The organism is Kitasatospora sp. NPDC088783, from assembly GCF_044750705.1.
GTDB lineage: Bacteria > Actinomycetota > Actinomycetes > Streptomycetales > Streptomycetaceae > Kitasatospora > Kitasatospora fiedleri.
Genome location: NZ_JBIVKJ010000013.1, coordinates 79,799 through 95,027 on the forward strand (window position 1 = coordinate 79,799; position 15,229 = coordinate 95,027).

The 15,229-nt window shown below is 74.6% G+C and carries 14 protein-coding genes; 8 read left to right on the forward strand and 6 right to left on the reverse strand.

What is annotated here, in order from left to right; translation table 11 throughout:
• The gene (locus ACIP60_RS29625; protein WP_400689975.1) at nt 1-1,173 is read right to left on the reverse strand and encodes an ABC transporter substrate-binding protein; all 1,173 of its coding nucleotides are present in this window, start codon (nt 1,171-1,173) and stop codon (nt 1-3) included.
• A gap of 290 nt (nt 1,174-1,463) precedes the next feature.
• Here ACIP60_RS29625 and ACIP60_RS29630 point away from each other — a divergent pair, with 290 nt between their 5' ends.
• Both ACIP60_RS29630 and ACIP60_RS29635 read left to right on the forward strand, forming a co-directional pair.
• Nucleotides 1,464-2,231 (forward strand): GntR family transcriptional regulator, encoded by a 768-nt coding sequence (locus ACIP60_RS29630; protein WP_400689978.1) that lies wholly within the window; start codon nt 1,464-1,466, stop codon nt 2,229-2,231.
• Nucleotides 2,232-2,286: 55 nt separating this feature from the next.
• Complete coding sequence (locus ACIP60_RS29635; RefSeq protein ID WP_400689981.1) at nt 2,287-2,694, forward strand: RidA family protein; 408 nt, start codon at nt 2,287-2,289, stop codon at nt 2,692-2,694.
• Here the strand turns inward: ACIP60_RS29635 and ACIP60_RS29640 are convergent.
• Nucleotides 2,691-2,894: a hypothetical protein gene (locus ACIP60_RS29640; RefSeq protein WP_400689984.1), complete on the reverse strand. Its 204-nt coding sequence runs from the start codon at nt 2,892-2,894 to the stop codon at nt 2,691-2,693. The two genes, ACIP60_RS29635 and ACIP60_RS29640, sit on opposite strands and share 4 nt — an antisense overlap.
• Before the next feature lie 113 nt (nt 2,895-3,007).
• Between ACIP60_RS29640 and ACIP60_RS29645 the strand changes: the two genes are divergently transcribed.
• Nucleotides 3,008-5,266, forward strand: a complete 2,259-nt coding sequence (locus ACIP60_RS29645; RefSeq protein ID WP_400689987.1) for a SpoIIE family protein phosphatase — start codon at nt 3,008-3,010, stop codon at nt 5,264-5,266.
• Here ACIP60_RS29645 and ACIP60_RS29650 read toward each other — a convergent pair.
• The gene (locus tag ACIP60_RS29650) at nt 5,263-6,852 is read right to left on the reverse strand and encodes a TauD/TfdA family dioxygenase (protein ID WP_400689990.1); all 1,590 of its coding nucleotides are present in this window, start codon (nt 6,850-6,852) and stop codon (nt 5,263-5,265) included. The two genes, ACIP60_RS29645 and ACIP60_RS29650, sit on opposite strands and share 4 nt — an antisense overlap.
• Before the next feature lie 150 nt (nt 6,853-7,002).
• Here ACIP60_RS29650 and ACIP60_RS29655 point away from each other — a divergent pair, with 150 nt between their 5' ends.
• A complete protein-coding gene (locus ACIP60_RS29655; protein WP_400689994.1) occupies nt 7,003-7,755 on the forward strand; it encodes an SMI1/KNR4 family protein in 753 nt (250 codons plus the stop codon).
• Between the two features lie 7 nt (nt 7,756-7,762).
• Here ACIP60_RS29655 and ACIP60_RS29660 read toward each other — a convergent pair whose 3' ends face one another.
• The gene (locus tag ACIP60_RS29660) at nt 7,763-8,842 is read right to left on the reverse strand and encodes a pyridoxal-phosphate-dependent aminotransferase family protein (protein ID WP_400689997.1); all 1,080 of its coding nucleotides are present in this window, start codon (nt 8,840-8,842) and stop codon (nt 7,763-7,765) included.
• A 151-nt stretch (nt 8,843-8,993) separates the two neighbouring features.
• Here ACIP60_RS29660 and ACIP60_RS29665 point away from each other — a divergent pair, with 151 nt between their 5' ends.
• Nucleotides 8,994-10,079: an amidohydrolase family protein gene (locus ACIP60_RS29665; RefSeq protein ID WP_400689999.1), complete on the forward strand. Its 1,086-nt coding sequence runs from the start codon at nt 8,994-8,996 to the stop codon at nt 10,077-10,079.
• A 230-nt stretch (nt 10,080-10,309) separates the two neighbouring features.
• A complete protein-coding gene (locus tag ACIP60_RS29670; protein ID WP_282202841.1) occupies nt 10,310-10,987 on the forward strand; it encodes a uracil-DNA glycosylase in 678 nt (225 codons plus the stop codon).
• A 71-nt stretch (nt 10,988-11,058) separates the two neighbouring features.
• Here the strand turns inward: ACIP60_RS29670 and ACIP60_RS29675 are convergent, their stop codons facing one another.
• On the reverse strand, nt 11,059-11,355 hold the full coding sequence (locus tag ACIP60_RS29675) for a WhiB family transcriptional regulator (RefSeq protein ID WP_400690003.1): 297 nt from the start codon (nt 11,353-11,355) through the stop codon (nt 11,059-11,061).
• 457 nt (nt 11,356-11,812) lie between these two features.
• Here ACIP60_RS29675 and ACIP60_RS29680 point away from each other — a divergent pair, with 457 nt between their 5' ends.
• Together ACIP60_RS29680 and glnII are read left to right on the forward strand one after the other, a co-directional pair.
• Nucleotides 11,813-12,778 (forward strand): SCO1860 family LAETG-anchored protein, encoded by a 966-nt coding sequence (locus ACIP60_RS29680; RefSeq protein ID WP_400690006.1) that lies wholly within the window; start codon nt 11,813-11,815, stop codon nt 12,776-12,778.
• 231 nt (nt 12,779-13,009) lie between these two features.
• On the forward strand, nt 13,010-14,032 hold the full coding sequence (gene glnII, locus ACIP60_RS29685; protein ID WP_111552892.1) for a glutamine synthetase: 1,023 nt from the start codon (nt 13,010-13,012) through the stop codon (nt 14,030-14,032).
• Between the two features lie 97 nt (nt 14,033-14,129).
• On the opposite strand, the gene ACIP60_RS29690 is transcribed toward glnII, so the two are convergent.
• Nucleotides 14,130-14,891 carry a GNAT family N-acetyltransferase gene (locus ACIP60_RS29690; protein WP_400690009.1) on the reverse strand — a complete coding sequence of 254 codons (762 nt, stop codon included), beginning with the start codon at nt 14,889-14,891 and terminating at the stop codon, nt 14,130-14,132.
• Between the last annotated feature and the right edge of the window lie 338 nt (nt 14,892-15,229).

The window sequence follows — 15,229 nt, forward strand, 5'->3', positions numbered from 1 at the left end:
TCAGCCCGCGATGGCCTTGGCCCAGGTGTCGGTCACGACCTTCTTGGCCGCGTCGACCTGCTCCGGGGTGGGGAAGGTGGTGAAGGGCTTCTCGACGACCGGCAGCTTGGCCGCGGCGGCGGCGTCCAGGGTGCCGTCCGCCTTCATCGCGTCGAACAGCGCCGGGGTGGCGTAGCCGCCGAGGAAGCCGTTCTGGCCCTCGGCCGAGTACAGGTACTCGATCCACAGGCGGGCCGCCGCCGGGTGCGGGGCGTCCTTGTTGATGGCCTGGCTGTAGTACTGGGCGTAAGAGCCGTCGCTGGGCACGGCCACCTGCCAGTCGATGCCCTTGTTCTTGAACTCGTCGGTGTAGCCGGCGTTCAGGTACGACCAGTCGATCGAGATCGGGGTCTCGCCCTTCTCGATGGTGGCCGGGGTGGACTCGACCGGGTTGAAGTTGCCGGACTGCTTCAGCTTGGCGAAGAAGTCGATGCCGGGCTGGACGTTGTCCAGCGAGCCGCCGTTGGCCAGCGCGGCCGCGTACACGCCGCCGAACGCCGAACCGGACTTGGTCGGGTTGCCGTTCAGCGCGACCTGGCCCTTGTACTCCGGCTTGAGCAGGTCGGCGAAGGTCTTCGGGCAGACGGCGACCTTCTTGGCGTCGCAGCCGATCGAGACGTAGCCGCCGTAGTCGTTGACCTGGAGGCCGTTCGGGTCCTTCATGGTGGCGGGGATCTTGTCGAAGCCGGCCACCTTGTAGGGGGCGAGGATGCCCTCCTTGGCGGCGGACAGCGCGAAGGCCGAGCCGAGGTCGACGGTGTCCGGGGCGCGGTCCTGGCCCTTGCGGGACTTGATCGCGTTGATCTCGTCCTGGCTGGAGCCGTCCGGGTTCTCGTCCTCGATCTCGATGCCGTACTTCGCCTTGAAGTCGTCCATCAGCTTGCCGTAGTTGGCCCAGTCGCGCGGGAGGGTGATGACGTGCAGCTTGCCCTCCTTCTTCGCGGCGGCCACCAGGCCGTCCATGCCGCCGAAGTCGGCCAGCGAGGTCGCGGTCTTCGCGTTCACCGCGCCGCCGTCCTTGGCGGTGTCGCCGGACTTTGCGGACGAGCCGGCGGAGCCGCAGGCGGAGAGGGAGAGCGCGGCAGCGGTCAGCACGGCCGCGAGGGCGGCGGCGCGGTGGCGGTGCACGGTCACGGGAGGGTCTCCTGGAGGAAGTGGAGCTGCAGAGATCACGAGGGGTGTGCGGTGCGCGGCGCGTCCGGTTGTCCGGCCAAGTTGGCCAGCCAACTTCCGTCGCCGGAAGCAAGTACGCCCGAAGCCGGTGACGGGAAGGTGAACGGACGGCCCAGGACGGGGGTCGGCTGCGGGAACGGTCGCGCCCGGGTCGGGCCGCCCCGGCCGCACGGGCTACAGTCAGTGGTGTACGCGCGGTCACGCGCAGGACACGGCCCAACCTCCGTACCAGCCAAGGGAACTCGACGCACGTGGCACTCGACCAGGACCGCGCCGCCGGCTCGCTCTACCGCAAGGTGGCCGCCGACCTGCGCGAAGCGATCACCTCCGGCTCGTTCGGCGAAGCCGGACGCCTGCCGGCGGAGGGCGCCCTCGCCGAGCAGTACGGCGTCTCCCGCGGCACCGTCCGCCAGGCCCTCGCCATGCTGCGCGCCGACGGACTCGTCACCTCCCGCCGCGGCACCCGCCGGGTCGTCCTCGGCAGCGCCCGGGTCCAGTCCTTCTCCGAACTGCTCTCCTTCACCCACTGGGCCCGCTCGATGGGCGAGGAGCCCGGCGGCCGGCTCGAATCGCTGATCCGCCGCCCCGCCGACGCCGCCGAACGCGAACAGCTCCGCCTCGACCCCGGCGCCGAGGTCTACGTGACGCTCCGGCTGCGCACCCTCTCCGGCGTCCCCGTCATGGTCGAGCGCACCGTCTACCCGCCCCTGGTCGGCGAACTGGTCGCCCAGCTCCCGCCCGACGTGGTCTCGCACACCGAACCCCTGCGCGAGCACGGCATCCTGTTCACCGACGCCGACCACACCATCGACGTGGTCGCCGCCAACGCCGACGACGCCCGCCTGCTCAGCTGCCGCCGCGGCAGCCCGCTGCTGCGCGAGAAGCGCCGCACCACCGACCCCACCGGCACCCCCGTCGAGTGGTCCCAGGACCGCTACCTGCCCGGCACCGTCGCCTTCTCCATCCACAACTCGCTGGCCTCCTCCGCCCTCTCCCGGCACGCCCGCGACGACGACTGACCACGACGGCCGAAAACCAGGTGCCGGCCGGACCGCCCGGAGTGACAATCGCCCGATGACCGACATCACGCGCATCGACCCGGCGGAACTCCACCCCACCTCCGGCTACGCGCACATCACCGTGGTGGAGGCCGGGCGCACCGCGCACCTGGCCGGGCAGTGCCCGCTGGACGGCGAGGAGAAGCTGGTCGGCGCGGGGAGCCTGGACGCCCAGATCGACCAGGTGGTGGCCAACTCGATGACCGCGCTGGCCGCGATCGGCGTCGGGCCCGAGCGGGTGGTGCGTTCGGTGGTCTACGTGGTCAGCGACCGCAGCGAGGTCCTCGCCGGAGCCTGGGACCGGCTGACCGCCTCCCCGCTCGCTCCGGCCCTCACCACCGCCTCCACCCTGCTCGGCGTCACCGCGCTCGGCTACACCGGCCAACTGGTCGAGATCGACCTGACGGCGGCGCTCCCGGGCTAACTGTGGGCCAGCACGGCCTCCGTCCAGCGCCGCAGCTGGGCCAGTAGGAAAGCCAGTTGGCGGACGCCGCCCGGGAAGGCGGGCAGCAGCAGGACGGCGGGCAGGCAGGCCGCCGTCACCAGGACGACCGGCAGCAGGGCCAGCGCCACGATGACCGGGCGCTGGCAGGCCGCCAGGGCGCGGACGACTTCGGTGAACATCAAGGTGCCTTTCGCTGCGGGCCGTTGCGGGTTCCCCCTACTCTTCGGGGGAGGCCGGGCGTTGCGCCAGACGCAACGGATTGCCGATGTCCGGCAACGGGGGAGGGCGGGCGATGACACTCGAACTGCCGGGCGGGGAACCGGAAGTGGCGGCCTTCACCGCCTTCCTCGACCAGCTGTTCCGGGCCCTGGGCGTCTCGCTCACCCGGTACGCCGCCCGGTGCAGCCGCGACAAGGGCAGTGTCTCGCGCTACCTGAGCGGGGCGCGGATCGCCCCCAAGGACTTCGTCGACGAGCTGCTGGGCCAGGTCGCCGCGACCACCGGGCAGTCGGTCTCCCCGGACGTCCGGGAGCACGCCCACCGGCTGCGGATGGCGGCGTTGCGGGTGCGCAACGCGGCCCGGCACGAGGTGGAGGAGCTGCGCGACCGGCTCGGCGCGGCGGAGCGCGAACTCCAGCTGGCGGGCGTCCGGGAACGGCACCTGCTGCGCTCGCTGGAGGCCACCGAGGCGCAGGCCGCGCAGGCCGAACAGCGCTACCGGCAACTGGAGGCCGACCGGGCCGCCGCTCGCTACGACCCCGGCCCCGGCGGGCTGGAACGCCGCTCGGACGGCTCCGGCGCCGAGTACGCCCGGGAGGAACTGCGGGCGTTGAAACGCGAGTTGGACCTGCTGCGGGCCGAACTCGCCCGGGCCCAGTCGCTCCGCCACGACGCCGAGGAGCAGTGCGTCCGGCTGGAGGCCCGCCTGCTCGCCGCCGAGGCCGCGCTGGTCACCCAGCGGGCCCGCCAGGAAAGGGAGTTCGGCTACCGGGCGGAGCTGGAGTCGCCCGCGGCGGTGCTCACCCGGGAGTTCGCCCGGACGGTCGGCACCGGGGCCGACCCGGAGACCACGGCTGCCGAACTGTGCGCGGTCTTCGTGCCGGGCTGGGCCGCCGCGGCCACCGTCGAGGTGCGGACCGCGTTCGTCGACGGCGAGGAGTCGCCGGACGGCTGGACCCCGGACGCCGTCCTCCTGCACCGGCTCGCCGCCGCCGGGGAACCGCCCGACGGCCCGGCCCGCGGCCAGGTCGCCGTGCCGCGCGGACAGGTCGAACGGCTCCTGCGGGAGGGCGCTCCCGCGCACGCCGAACTGTCCGAACAGCCTTTGCTGGCACTGCCGTTGGCCGTCCGGGGCGAGGTGTTCGGGGTGCTCCGGCTGGTCGGCGGCGCGGGCCGGGCGGCGTACGGGCGGGCCGAGACCGGGCTGCTGGCCGGGCTGGCGGAGCGCGGGGCGCTGCTGCTGGACAGCGCCCGGCTGCACCGGGCGGAGGCCCGGCTGGCGCGGGCGCTCCAGCGGTCGATGATCCCGAGCACCCTGCCGGGCGCGCCCTGGGTGCGGCTGGCGCACCGCTTCCGGCCGGGCGGGCACCGGGACGGGGCCGGCGGCGACTGGGTCGACGCCGTCCCGCTGCACGGCAACCGGATCGCCCTGGTGGTCGGCGCCGTGCTGGGCCACGGCCTGCCCGCCGTCCAGGCGATGAGCCGGCTCCGGGCCGGGGTGCAGGCCTTCACCCTGCTGGACGTGCCCCCCGCCCGGCTGCTGCGGCACCTGGACGACCTGGCCCAGCGCCTGGGCGACGACCACCTCGCCACCTGCCTGTACGCGGTCTACGACCCGGTCGCCCGCACCTGCGAACTCGCCACGGCCGGCCACCTGCCGCCCGTCCTGCTGCACCCCGGCGGCGGATCGACGGAGGTCGACCTGCCCGCCGGCGCCCCGATCGGGGTCGGCGGCGTCCCGTTCACCGCCCGCACCATCGAGGTGCCGGACGGCTCCGCGCTGGTGCTGTGCACCGGCCGTCAGGTCGAACTGGCGGACCACTGCGCGAAGTTGATCGGGTCGGGGTGGTCGCCTGAGCAGCTGTGCGACTTCGCCTTCGAGGCGCCGGGCGCGGCGGAGCGCCGGGACGACCTCGCCGTGCTGGTCGCCGCGTTCGACGGCGTCCGGCGGGTGAGGGCGGTCCGCTACGAGGTGTGGCCCCGGCCGCGCGACGTGCCGCTGATCCGGCGGCTGGTGCGGAGCCAACTCGTCGAGTGGGAGCTGGGGTTCATCGCCGACACCGCGGAACTGCTGATCGGCGAACTGGTCACCGACGCGGTGGGGGTGGCGATGAGCCCGATCGGGCTGTACCTGCTGGCGACCGACCGCCTGCTGGTCGAGATCACCGACGACCACCGCGAACTGCCCGACCTGGAGGCCGTCGAACCGTACGGCGAAGAGGGGACCGGCCGGGGCCTGCTGCTGCTGAGCAGGCTCGCCGACCGGTGGGGTGCCGAGCACAGCTTCTCCGGCCGGAAGGTCTGGTTCGAACTGGCCCTCGTTCGCGGTTAGCGCATCAACTCCAGCAGCAGCGGCCGGAATTCGGCGAAGGAGGGAGTCTCGGCGGCCGGGTCCTTGGCGGCCTCGTCCCAGCGGCGGACGGCGACGGCGTCGGCGTGGTGGGGGTGGGCGGCGAAGGCGGCGGCCTCGGCCGGGGGCATCGGGCCGCCCTGGAGGGCCAGGGTGTGGACGGAGGCGGGGGAGAGGCGGGCGGCGTAGCCGGGCTCGGTGGCGCACAGGTAGCGCTTGGCCTCGACGTGCAGACGGACCGGCTCGGTGACGGCGGGCGGGAAGTACGGGGCGAGCCGGGCGGCGGCGGTCGCGCCGTGGCGGTTGTCGGTGCCGGCCATCAACTCCAGCCCGCTGCCCCGGAAGTGGCCGATGTCGTGCAGCAGGGCGGCGGCCACCAGCGCGGGCGGGGCGCCGGCGGCGCGGGCCAGGGCGGCGGCCTGGAGCATGTGCGCGGCCATGGTGACGGCCTCGCCGAGGTACTCGCCGGCGCCCTCGCCCTCGAACAGGGCCTCCAACTCGTCCAGGGCGGTGGTGTTCCGGCGCAGCACGGCGAGGGTGGAGGAGAGCGCGTCGAGGTCGGCGTAGCAGCCCTGGAGGTGGCGGTGGCCGGTGCCGCCGCCTTCGCCACCGGCGAAGGCGGTGCGGGCGTGCAGCAGGCGGGTGTTGTCGAAGAGCAGGCAGTCGCCGGGGGCGAGCCGGAAGTCCAGGCGCAGCTCCGGGCGCAGGGTGATCGCGGCGAAGCGGCGGTAGGCGGCGTAGAAGGCGTCCAGTTCGGCGGGGGCCAGGCCGCGCAGCGTCCCGGTGGAGCGGTTGTTGAAGCGGACCTCGCGGATCGCGCCGCGCGGGTCGAGTCCGATCAGCGGCCGTTCGGCGGAGAGTTCGGCGCCTCGGTCGCGGTAGCGGAACGGCACCGGCGTGCGGGTGAGCAGCGCGAACGCCGCCGGGTCCTCGTCCCGCAGCAGCGCGGCGGCGCGGAAGCCGTCGACCAGGCCGGAGTCGCCGCCCTCGGCGTCGTTGCGCAGGCAGTGCAGCAGTTGCAGGGTGGGCACCGGGTCCCGGTAGGGGTTGTCGGTGTGCGGGGCGATGGCGGCGCCGGTGAAGGCCAGGTTCGCCGGGTCGGGCTCGACCCGGACGTCGAACAGCTCGCCGTAGTTGGTCTCCCGGACGTAGCCGAAACTCCGTGCCACGGCCAGTACCCGGCCCTCCTCGACCGGGACGCCGCGCAGCAGCGCGAAGCCGCAGCGGCGGACGGCGGCCAGCACGGCGATCCGCTCCTCCGGGTCGGCCAGGTACCCGGCCCAGTCGGCCTCGGGCAGGCCGCGGGCGAAGTCGGCGGCCTCCCACAGCCGCTTGGCGTGCTCGGTGCGCTCGTCGGGGCCGGCGGGCGCGTCCCACCCGGCCGGGTAGTGCGAGCGGTGGCCGTCGGACCACAGCACCGTCAGACCGGCGGCGTCCTCGACCGCCTCGGCGGCGGCCAGGTCGTCCGGCAGGTCGCCGATCTGGAACAGCTTCTGCCCGCCGCGCGGGTCTCGGCAGTCGGCGCACGGGCAGTTGTCGCGCAGCCAGTACGGGTGGGGCACGGACATCGGGCAGCCTCCAGGTGTACCGGAAGTTGTACAGCCAACTTCGCGGGCTGCCCAGCCAAGACCCCGCGGGCGTACGCCACCCGCCCGCCCGGTGAACGGCGGACCACCGGCGGCCGAACCCTGTCACCGCCCGGGGCTACCCTGCCGGGCATGACGCTCGACCTCGCCCGCGACCTGCCCGCCGTCTTCGCCGACCGCGCCGCCGCCTGGCGGCTGATCGCCGAGATCGCCGCCTTCTGGGGCACCCCGCTGCGCCCCGGGGCCGGAACCGAAGTCGGAACCGGGGCCGGAACCGGGGCCGAAGCCGGGATCGGAATCGACGCCGAACTCGACGCCGAACTCGACGCCGCCGAGGCCCGGTTGGGCCTGCGCCTGCCCGCCGCGCTGCGCGAGGCGCACCGGCTGATCGGCAACCGGCCCGACCTCACCGGCAACCACGACACCCTGCTGCCGCCCGCGGAGCTGTACGTCGACCGGGGCTGCCTGGTCCACCGGGTGGAGAACCAGTCCTGCGCCTACTGGGGCATCCCGCTCGCCGCCCTCGGCCAGGACGACCCGCCCACCGTCGGCTGGCCGGACGTCGCCCCGTCCGTGCCGCTGGAGATCACCCCCTGGACGGCCCGGTTCTCCACCGAGTGCCTGTCCGTCGTCCTCACCGAGCCGCTGCTCGACGAGGACGCGTACGTGGACGCGGGCGAGGTCGACCCGGCCGACCTCGCCGACCTCGCCGACTGGACCGAACTGCCGCGCCTGCACGAACCCGGCGTCGACACCCGGTTCTTCGCCCGCCCGGAGGGCCTGCTGGTGGTGCGGGACGGCTCCTGGCTGGCGATGCGGGCGGTCAGCGAGGAGGCGCTCGACGCGCTGTGCGATGAGCTGCCGGTCTCCTGGCTCGACCACTGACGGTGCGTCAGATCGCCTGCTCCCACGCCTCGGTGGCCGCCACGACCGCCGCCGCGGCCGGGGCGCCGGTGGCCTCGGCGAGCAGCTCCAGGGTGGCGAGCACGGTCTCCGGGTTGGCCGCCGGGCCGTAGTGGTTGAGGCGCAGCATGGTGGCGGCCAGCGCGCCGCCCGCCTGCACGGGCAACTGCGGGGCGCGGCGGCGGACTTCGGCCGCCAGGTCGGCCGCGCTCGCGCCCAGGGCGGTGCGCAGCGTGGTGGCGACCGGGGCGGCGTGCTCGGCGCGCCGCACGTACGGGGCGACGGTGCCCAGGGCGAGGGCGCCCGCGCGGGTGGCGGCGGCCGCGGCGCGGTGCCGGGCGATCACCGCGTCCAGCGTCTCGGCCTCGATCGCGGCCAGGCACTCCTCCAGCGCCAGCATCTCCAACTGGGCCGGAGCGTGCGGCAGTTGGGTGCGCCCGGCGTCCGTCCAGCGCTCCTTCCAGTCCAGCAGCGAGAGGTAGGAGCGGCGCGGCGCGGCCGGGTTCGCGGTGATCCGCTGCCAGGCCCGCTCGCTCACCGACACCGCCGAGACGCCCGCCGGGCCGCCCATCGCCTTCTGCCCGCCGATCACGCACAGGTCGACGCCCCACTCGTCGGTGAGCAGCGGCTCGGCGGCCACCGAGGCCACCGCGTCCAGCATCAGCAGCGCGCCGTGCCGCCGCACCACCTCGGCGACCTCCGCGACCGGGTTGGTGTTGCCGGTCGCCGCCTCGGCGTGCACCAGCGACACGAAGTCGATCTCCGGGTGCTCGGCCAGCGCCTCCGCGACCTGCTCGGCGCTCACCGCCTCGTCGAACGGCACCACCAGGTCGACCACCTTCGCCCCGGCGGCGCGCAGCCAGCCGCCGAAGGTCTGCCCGTACGGGCCGGTGACGACGTTCAGCGCGGTCGAACCCGGGTGCGCCGCGCCCTTGATCGCCGCCTCCAGCGGCAGCAGCGCCTCGCCCTGGGTGACGATCACGTCGTTGCCGGTGCGCAGCAGCGCCGCCACCCCGTCCTCGATCGCGGCGAACCGGGCGGCGGTCAGCGGGGGAAGGTCGAGCAGCATGCGGGGGAGCCTTTCGGTGCAGCGGAGGGCCGCCGGGGCGGGCCGGGGACGTGAGGTCGCCGCCGACCAGTCTGCCGCAGATCGGCCGCCGGCCCGCGACCGACGCCGGGTGCGCCGGGTGCCGCCGAGCACGCCGAGTACAGTGCCAGGCATGACGGACCGCGCGGTGCTGCACATCAAGGGCCGGGTACTGGTCGGTCCGGAGGACGTCCGGGCCGAACTCTGGTCCGTGGACGGACGGGTGACCTTCGAGCGCCCCGCCGCCGAGCCCACCGCCACCCTCACCGGCTGGGCGCTGCCCGGCCTGGTCGACGCGCACTGCCACGTCGGCCTGGACGCGCACGGCGCCGTCGACCGCGACACCAGCGAGCAGCAGGCCCGCACCGACCGGGACGCCGGCACCCTGCTGATCCGCGACGCGGGTTCCGCCGCCGACACCCGCTGGATCGACGACCGCGACGACCTCCCGAAGATCATCCGGGCCGGCCGGCACATCGCCCGCACCCGCCGCTACATCCGCAACTACGCCCACGAGATCGAACCCGGCGACCTCGCCGCGTACGCGGCCGCCGAGGCCCGGCGCGGCGACGGCTGGGTCAAACTCGTCGGCGACTGGATCGACCGCGGCGTCGGCGACCTCGCCGCCTGCTGGCCCGGCGACGCCCTCACCGAGGCGATCGCCGCCGCCCACGCCGAGGGCGCCCGGGTCACCGCGCACTGCTTCGCCACCGACGCGCTGCCCGACCTGCTCACCGCCGGCATCGACTGCGTCGAACACGCCACCGGCCTCACCGAGGACCTGATCCCGGCCTTCGCCGAACGCGGCGTCGCCATCGTCCCCACCCTGGTCAACATCGCGACCTTCCCGAAGCTCGCCGACGGCGGCGAGGCCAAGTTCCCGGCCTGGTCCGCCCACATGCGCCGCCTGCACGCCCGCCGCTACGACACCGTCGGCGCCGCGCACGACGCCGGCGTCCCGATCTACGTCGGCACCGACGCGGGCGGCTCGCTCGCCCACGGCCTGGTCGCCGAGGAGGCGAGGGAACTCACCCGCGCCGGCCTCACCCCCGTCGAGGCGCTCGCCGCCACCACCTGGTCCGCCCGCGCCTGGCTCGGCCGCCCCGGCCTCACCGAGGGCGCCCCCGCCGACCTCGTCCTCTACCCGACCGACCCGCGCGCCGACCTGCGGGTCCTGGCCGCGCCCGCGCACGTGGTGCTCAACGGGAAGCCGGTGTGAGCCCCGCGCCCGTGCCCGGTGCCGCACGCGAAGCCTTCCGCTCCGCACCGCACCGCGCCGCCGGACCGCGCCGCACCGCGCCGCCGGACCGCCCCCCGGACCGCCCGGCGCACCGCCGCCCGCCGCCTCCGGCGTCCCGTTCCGGCCCGGTGGTCCCGGCCCCGGCCCCGGTGGTCGGCGTGCGGGCCCTCGTGAACTCCGGTTGTCGGTCCGGCCGATAGGCTGCCGTCATGGCTGCTCGACCCTTGCACGAAGTCGTTGAACCCGGCTGGGCCCAGGCCCTCGCGCCGGTCGCCGGACAGGTCGCCGCGATGGGGGACTTCCTGCGCGCCGAGATCGCGGCCGGCCGCTCCTACCTGCCGCCCGGCCCGCAGGTCCTGCGGGCCTTCCAGCAGCCGTTCGCGGACGTCCGGGTGCTGATCGTCGGACAGGACCCGTACCCCACCCCAGGGCACGCCGTCGGCCTCAGCTTCTCCGTCGCGCCCGAGGTCCGGCCGATACCGGCCAGCCTGGTCAACATCTACCAGGAGTACAGCCAGGACCTCGGCCTCCCGGCGCCCTCCAACGGCGACCTCACCCCGTGGGCGGACCAGGGCGTCCTGCTGCTCAACCGGGCCCTCACCACCCAGGCCCGCAAGACCAACGGCCACCGGGGCAAGGGCTGGGAGGCCGTCACCGAACAGGCCATCAGGGCGCTCGCCGCCCGCGGCGGACCGCTGGTCGCGATCCTGTGGGGCCGGGACGCCCGCGAGCTGCGCCCCTGGCTCGGCCAGGTCCCCAGCATCGAATCGCCGCACCCCAGCCCCTACTCGGCGAACAGCGGCTTCTTCGGCTCCCGGCCGTTCAGCCGGGCCAACGACCTGCTGGTCCGCCAGGGCGGGCAGCCCGTCGACTGGCGGCTGCCCTGACCTGAACGCCGGACCCCGAACGCCGAACCCCGGACTCCCCCGGCGGTACGGGGAGTCCGGGGTCGCGGAGGTCAGTGCGCGCCGCGGGTCCGCTCCCGGGCGGCGCGGCGCTTCATGGCGCGGCGCTCCTCCTCGCCGGTGCCGCCCCAGACGCCGTACTCCTGGCCGGACTCCAGCGCCCAGCTCAGGCACTGCTTCAGCACGGGGCAGCCATGGCACACGGTCTTGGCCCGCTCGGTCTGCCGCAGGGCAGAGCCGCCGGTCCCGACCGGGAAGAACAGCTCCGGGTCCTCCTGCGCGCACGCGGCGCGGTGGCGCCAGTCCTCGGCGGTGGGCTGCTGCCCCTGCTCCGCAGGCCGCTCCGACACCGGCTGCTCCGCGGGCCGTGACTGGTGGCGCGCGGTCGTCCGGCCGGTCGTGCCGCTCCGCCGCCGGGGAGCGGTGGAGGCCCAGGGTCGGGCACTGCTGTGGGCGGTCGCCATGGGTCATCCTCCAGTTGGCCGGTTCGGGCCTCCTCGGTGGCGGCCCGACTCGCTCCTCTTCTGCTCCGCCCCGGCGCACTGATGCGCGTTCCGGTCCGCCGATGTGGAATTCCCGGATTCCGGCTGCCACTTCCGCGAACGAACTCGCACCGGATGCGTCGACAACGGTCAGCTCGGAGCGTCAACCTCACCCGAAGGAGTGAAATGACGCTCTGTGTTGCTGGAGTGACGCACTGTTCGAAGAGACTGACGGCAGTCGAGAGCGCGAGTCCCCTCCCCGTGCGGTGCGCCGGGTGAGGTCGCGGACGCGCTCTTCCGTTCACCACGTGTGGGGGTTCCTGCCATGTCTGTTCTGCGTTCGGTCGCCGCCTCGGCCCTCGCGGCGACCGCGCTCGCGGTCGCGCTGCCGTCCCCGGCGGCCTTCGCCGCCGATGCCGGGGGCACCCCCGCCGAGCCCGGGAAGGCCAGCGCGGTCACGGCCCGACTCGACCTGGACGTCACCCTGTTGAACACGGTGAACGTACCGGTGGACGTGGCGCTGAACCGGGTGGAGTCGCCGGCCCAGCGGGACGGCGCGGTGCTGACCGCGAAGGTGGACGGGGTGGACGGCGGGCGGCCGGTGACGCTGGTGAAGGCGGAAGTGGGCAAGTCGGTCACCAGGGCGGACGACCGGCTGGCCGCGGCGTCCGTGAAGCTGGTGAACGCCGACCTGCACGTGCCGGGCCTGCCGCTGACCACGCTGCTCGGGCTGGAGGCGATGAGCGCCGAGGCGAACTGCCCGGTGGACGGGCAGCCGACCGCGGACGTCGTCGCGCCGGCCAGGCTCACGGTGCTGGGCAAGTCGGTGACGGTGGGTCTCAACTCGCCGACGCACGTGGACGTTCCGGCGATCGGCTCGGTGGACGTCGAGTTCGCCAAGAAGACCGTGACCGGCAGCACGGCGGCCGCCGCCGCGCTGGAGGTGAAGGTCGCGCTGAACCCGCTGAACCTGAACGTGGCCAAGGTGAACGGCACGGTGACGGTCGCCTCGGTGTCCTGCCGGAAGCCGGTGGCGGCGGTCGTCCCGGCCGCGGCGGTCTCCTCGCCCGCGGCGGTCTCCTCGCCCGCGGCCTCGCCGTCGAAGGCGCCCGCGGCCCCGGCGTCCGCGCAGAACCGCGCGGTGCCCGAGGCGGCGAAGGAGGAACTGGCGTACACCGGCTCCTCGGGCAGCACGGTGCTGGCCGCGGGCGGCGGGACGCTGCTGGTGGCCGGCGCCGCCGCGGTGTGGATGACGCGGCGGCGCCGGGCGGCGCACGCGCGGCACCGCTGACCCGGACGCGTCACCGCTGGTCGGAGGCGGGACGGGCGTCCGCGCGGGCGTCCGTTCCGCCCCTTCTGTCTCACCGATGTGACCACATCGTGAGACAGGCACTCCCGGTGGGTGAGCGTGCCGCTGCGGACCGTTGGTTCACATGGGCGTTACATCGGAGGAACAACCGGGAAACGGCGGCTTGCGACGCTACGCGGGCACCCCACCACCCAAGCAGTGAGGATCACCGCAGTGGCGATCAAGGCCGAGTACATCTGGATCGACGGCACCAAGCCGACCGCCAAGCTCCGCTCCAAGACCCGGGTGCTGCCGAACGCGGACAAGATCCCCACCTGGGGCTTCGACGGCTCGTCGACCAACCAGGCCGAGGGCCACGCCTCCGACCGCGTGCTGGAGCCGGTCAAGGTCGTCAAGGACCCGATCCGCGGCGGTGACAACATCCTCGTGCTGTGCGAGGTGCTGGAGATCGACGGCACCCCGCACGAGACCAACACCCGCGCCGCGCTGCGCGAGGTCGCCGAGCGCTACGCCGCGCAGGAGGCGATCTTCGGCATCGAGCAGGAGTACACCTTCTTCAAGGGCTCCCGCCCGCTCGGCTTCCCCGAGGGCGGCTACCCGGCCCCGCAGGGCGGCTACTACTGCGGCGTGGGCGCCGAGGAGGTCTTCGGCCGCGAGATCGTCGAGCTGCACCTCGACCGCTGCATCGACGCCGGCCTGGCGATCTGCGGCATCAACGCCGAGGTCATGCCCGGCCAGTGGGAGTTCCAGATCGGCCCGGTCGACGCGCTGACCGTCTCGGACGACCTGTGGATCGCCCGCTACCTGCTCTACCGCACCTCCGAGGAGTTCGGCATCGACGCCACCCTCGACGCCAAGCCGGCCAGGGGCGACTGGAACGGCGCGGGCGCGCACACCAACTTCTCCACCAAGGCGATGCGCGAGGGCTACGACGCCATCATCACCGCCTGCGAGTCGCTCGGCGCCTCCCAGGAGAAGGTCCTGGAGCACGTCAACCAGTACGGTGACGACATCCAGTCCCGCCTGACCGGCAAGCACGAGACCGCCCCGTGGAACGTCTACTCCTACGGCGTGTCCAACCGCGGCGCCTCGGTCCGCATCCCGTGGCAGGTCGAGGTGGAGCAGAAGGGCTACATCGAGGACCGCCGCCCGAACGCGAACGTCGACCCGTACGTGGTCACCCGCCTGCTGGTCAACACCTGCTGCGAGGCCCTGGAGAAGGCCGGCCAGGTCTGACCCGCCCCGTACCGCACGACAGCGCCCGCCGGCCCCCGCGAGGGGACGGCGGGCGCCGCCGCGTCCGGGGCCGCCGCGTCCGCGTGCCCGCCGGGCGTCACATCCGGACGAAACCGTGGGTGCGGCCGACCGTGACGAACCCGCGCCGGGCGTACCACCGCTGGGGCCAGTCCTCGGCGTCGGCGACCAGGAAGCGCAGGCCGCCGGGGGAGCGGTCGGCGGCCAGCCGCAGCGCGGTGGCCAGCACGGCGTCGGCCAGGCCGCGGCGCTGGCGGTCCTCGGCAGTGGCCAGGTCCTCGATCTGGGCGGTGCCCGCGGCGTCCTGGTACAGGTCGGCCCAGGAGCCGAACTCGCCGTCGGTGTCCCGGGCGGCCAGCGTCAGCACCCGCTCGGCGCCCCCGGCGCGGGCGGTGCGACGGTTCACCAACTGGGCGATCGACTCGTCCGCGGCCCACGGCAGCCAGCAGCGCCACTGCCGCTCCAGGGCCGGGGCCAGCTCCTCCAACCCGACCGGCCCGGCACCCCCGCCGGACGGCACCGGCCCCCGGTGGACCATCACCACCTCGGTCTCGTGCCGGTACCCGGCCGCCGCCAGCCCGGGCACGAGCGCCACCCCGGACGCGTCGTCGAACACCGAGATCCGCCGGTGCCCCAGGTGCCCCAGCACCTCCTCGGCCAGCCCCGCCACGTCCACCCCGCTCGGCGGAGCGTCCAGCACCAGCTGGTTGTGCTCGTGCGAGTACCCGAACTCCTCGCTCAACACCCCGAACCCGCCCGGCAGTTCCACCACCTCAGCAGCCTGCCGCCGGGCGAACCCGCGACGGAACTCCAGCGCGACCCGCAAGCTCTCCTCGACCATCCGGCCATCGTAGGCCGCCCCCTCCCCCCACCCTGAGCGGTCTCCCACCGGCCCGGGTCCCCCCGTCGGGGGCGGCGGTACGGCGGACGGCGTGGACGGGGCGGATGGCGACGGGTCGGTGACGGTTGGCGCGCCGGGTCGGTGGTGGAGGCGGTCGGGTCCCGTCGGTCGGGGTCGCCCGCCGGGGGCGGCGGATGGCGCGGACGGCGTGGAAGGCAGGGACGGCACGCCGGGACGGCTGTGCGGGCCGTCAGGCCCTACTTGGGCCTCGCCCCGAGTGGGTTTCCCACCGGCCCGGGCCTCCCGCCGGGGGCGGCGGTACGGCGGACGGGGCGGAT

Bases quoted from the DNA above. Each gene is read 5' to 3' on its own strand.
- ACIP60_RS29635 (WP_400689981.1), top strand. From the start codon at position 2,287: ATGACCGACATCACGCGCATCGACCCGGCGGAACTCCACCCCACCTCC.
- ACIP60_RS29640 (WP_400689984.1), bottom strand. From the start codon at position 2,894: ATGTTCACCGAAGTCGTCCGCGCCCTGGCGGCCTGCCAGCGCCCGGTC.
- ACIP60_RS29645 (WP_400689987.1), top strand. From the start codon at position 3,008: ATGACACTCGAACTGCCGGGCGGGGAACCGGAAGTGGCGGCCTTCACC.
- ACIP60_RS29650 (WP_400689990.1), bottom strand. From the start codon at position 6,852: ATGTCCGTGCCCCACCCGTACTGGCTGCGCGACAACTGCCCGTGCGCC.
- ACIP60_RS29655 (WP_400689994.1), top strand. From the start codon at position 7,003: ATGACGCTCGACCTCGCCCGCGACCTGCCCGCCGTCTTCGCCGACCGC.
- ACIP60_RS29660 (WP_400689997.1), bottom strand. From the start codon at position 8,842: ATGCTGCTCGACCTTCCCCCGCTGACCGCCGCCCGGTTCGCCGCGATC.
- ACIP60_RS29665 (WP_400689999.1), top strand. From the start codon at position 8,994: ATGACGGACCGCGCGGTGCTGCACATCAAGGGCCGGGTACTGGTCGGT.
- ACIP60_RS29670 (WP_282202841.1), top strand. From the start codon at position 10,310: ATGGCTGCTCGACCCTTGCACGAAGTCGTTGAACCCGGCTGGGCCCAG.
- ACIP60_RS29680 (WP_400690006.1), top strand. From the start codon at position 11,813: ATGTCTGTTCTGCGTTCGGTCGCCGCCTCGGCCCTCGCGGCGACCGCG.
- ACIP60_RS29690 (WP_400690009.1), bottom strand. From the start codon at position 14,891: ATGGTCGAGGAGAGCTTGCGGGTCGCGCTGGAGTTCCGTCGCGGGTTC.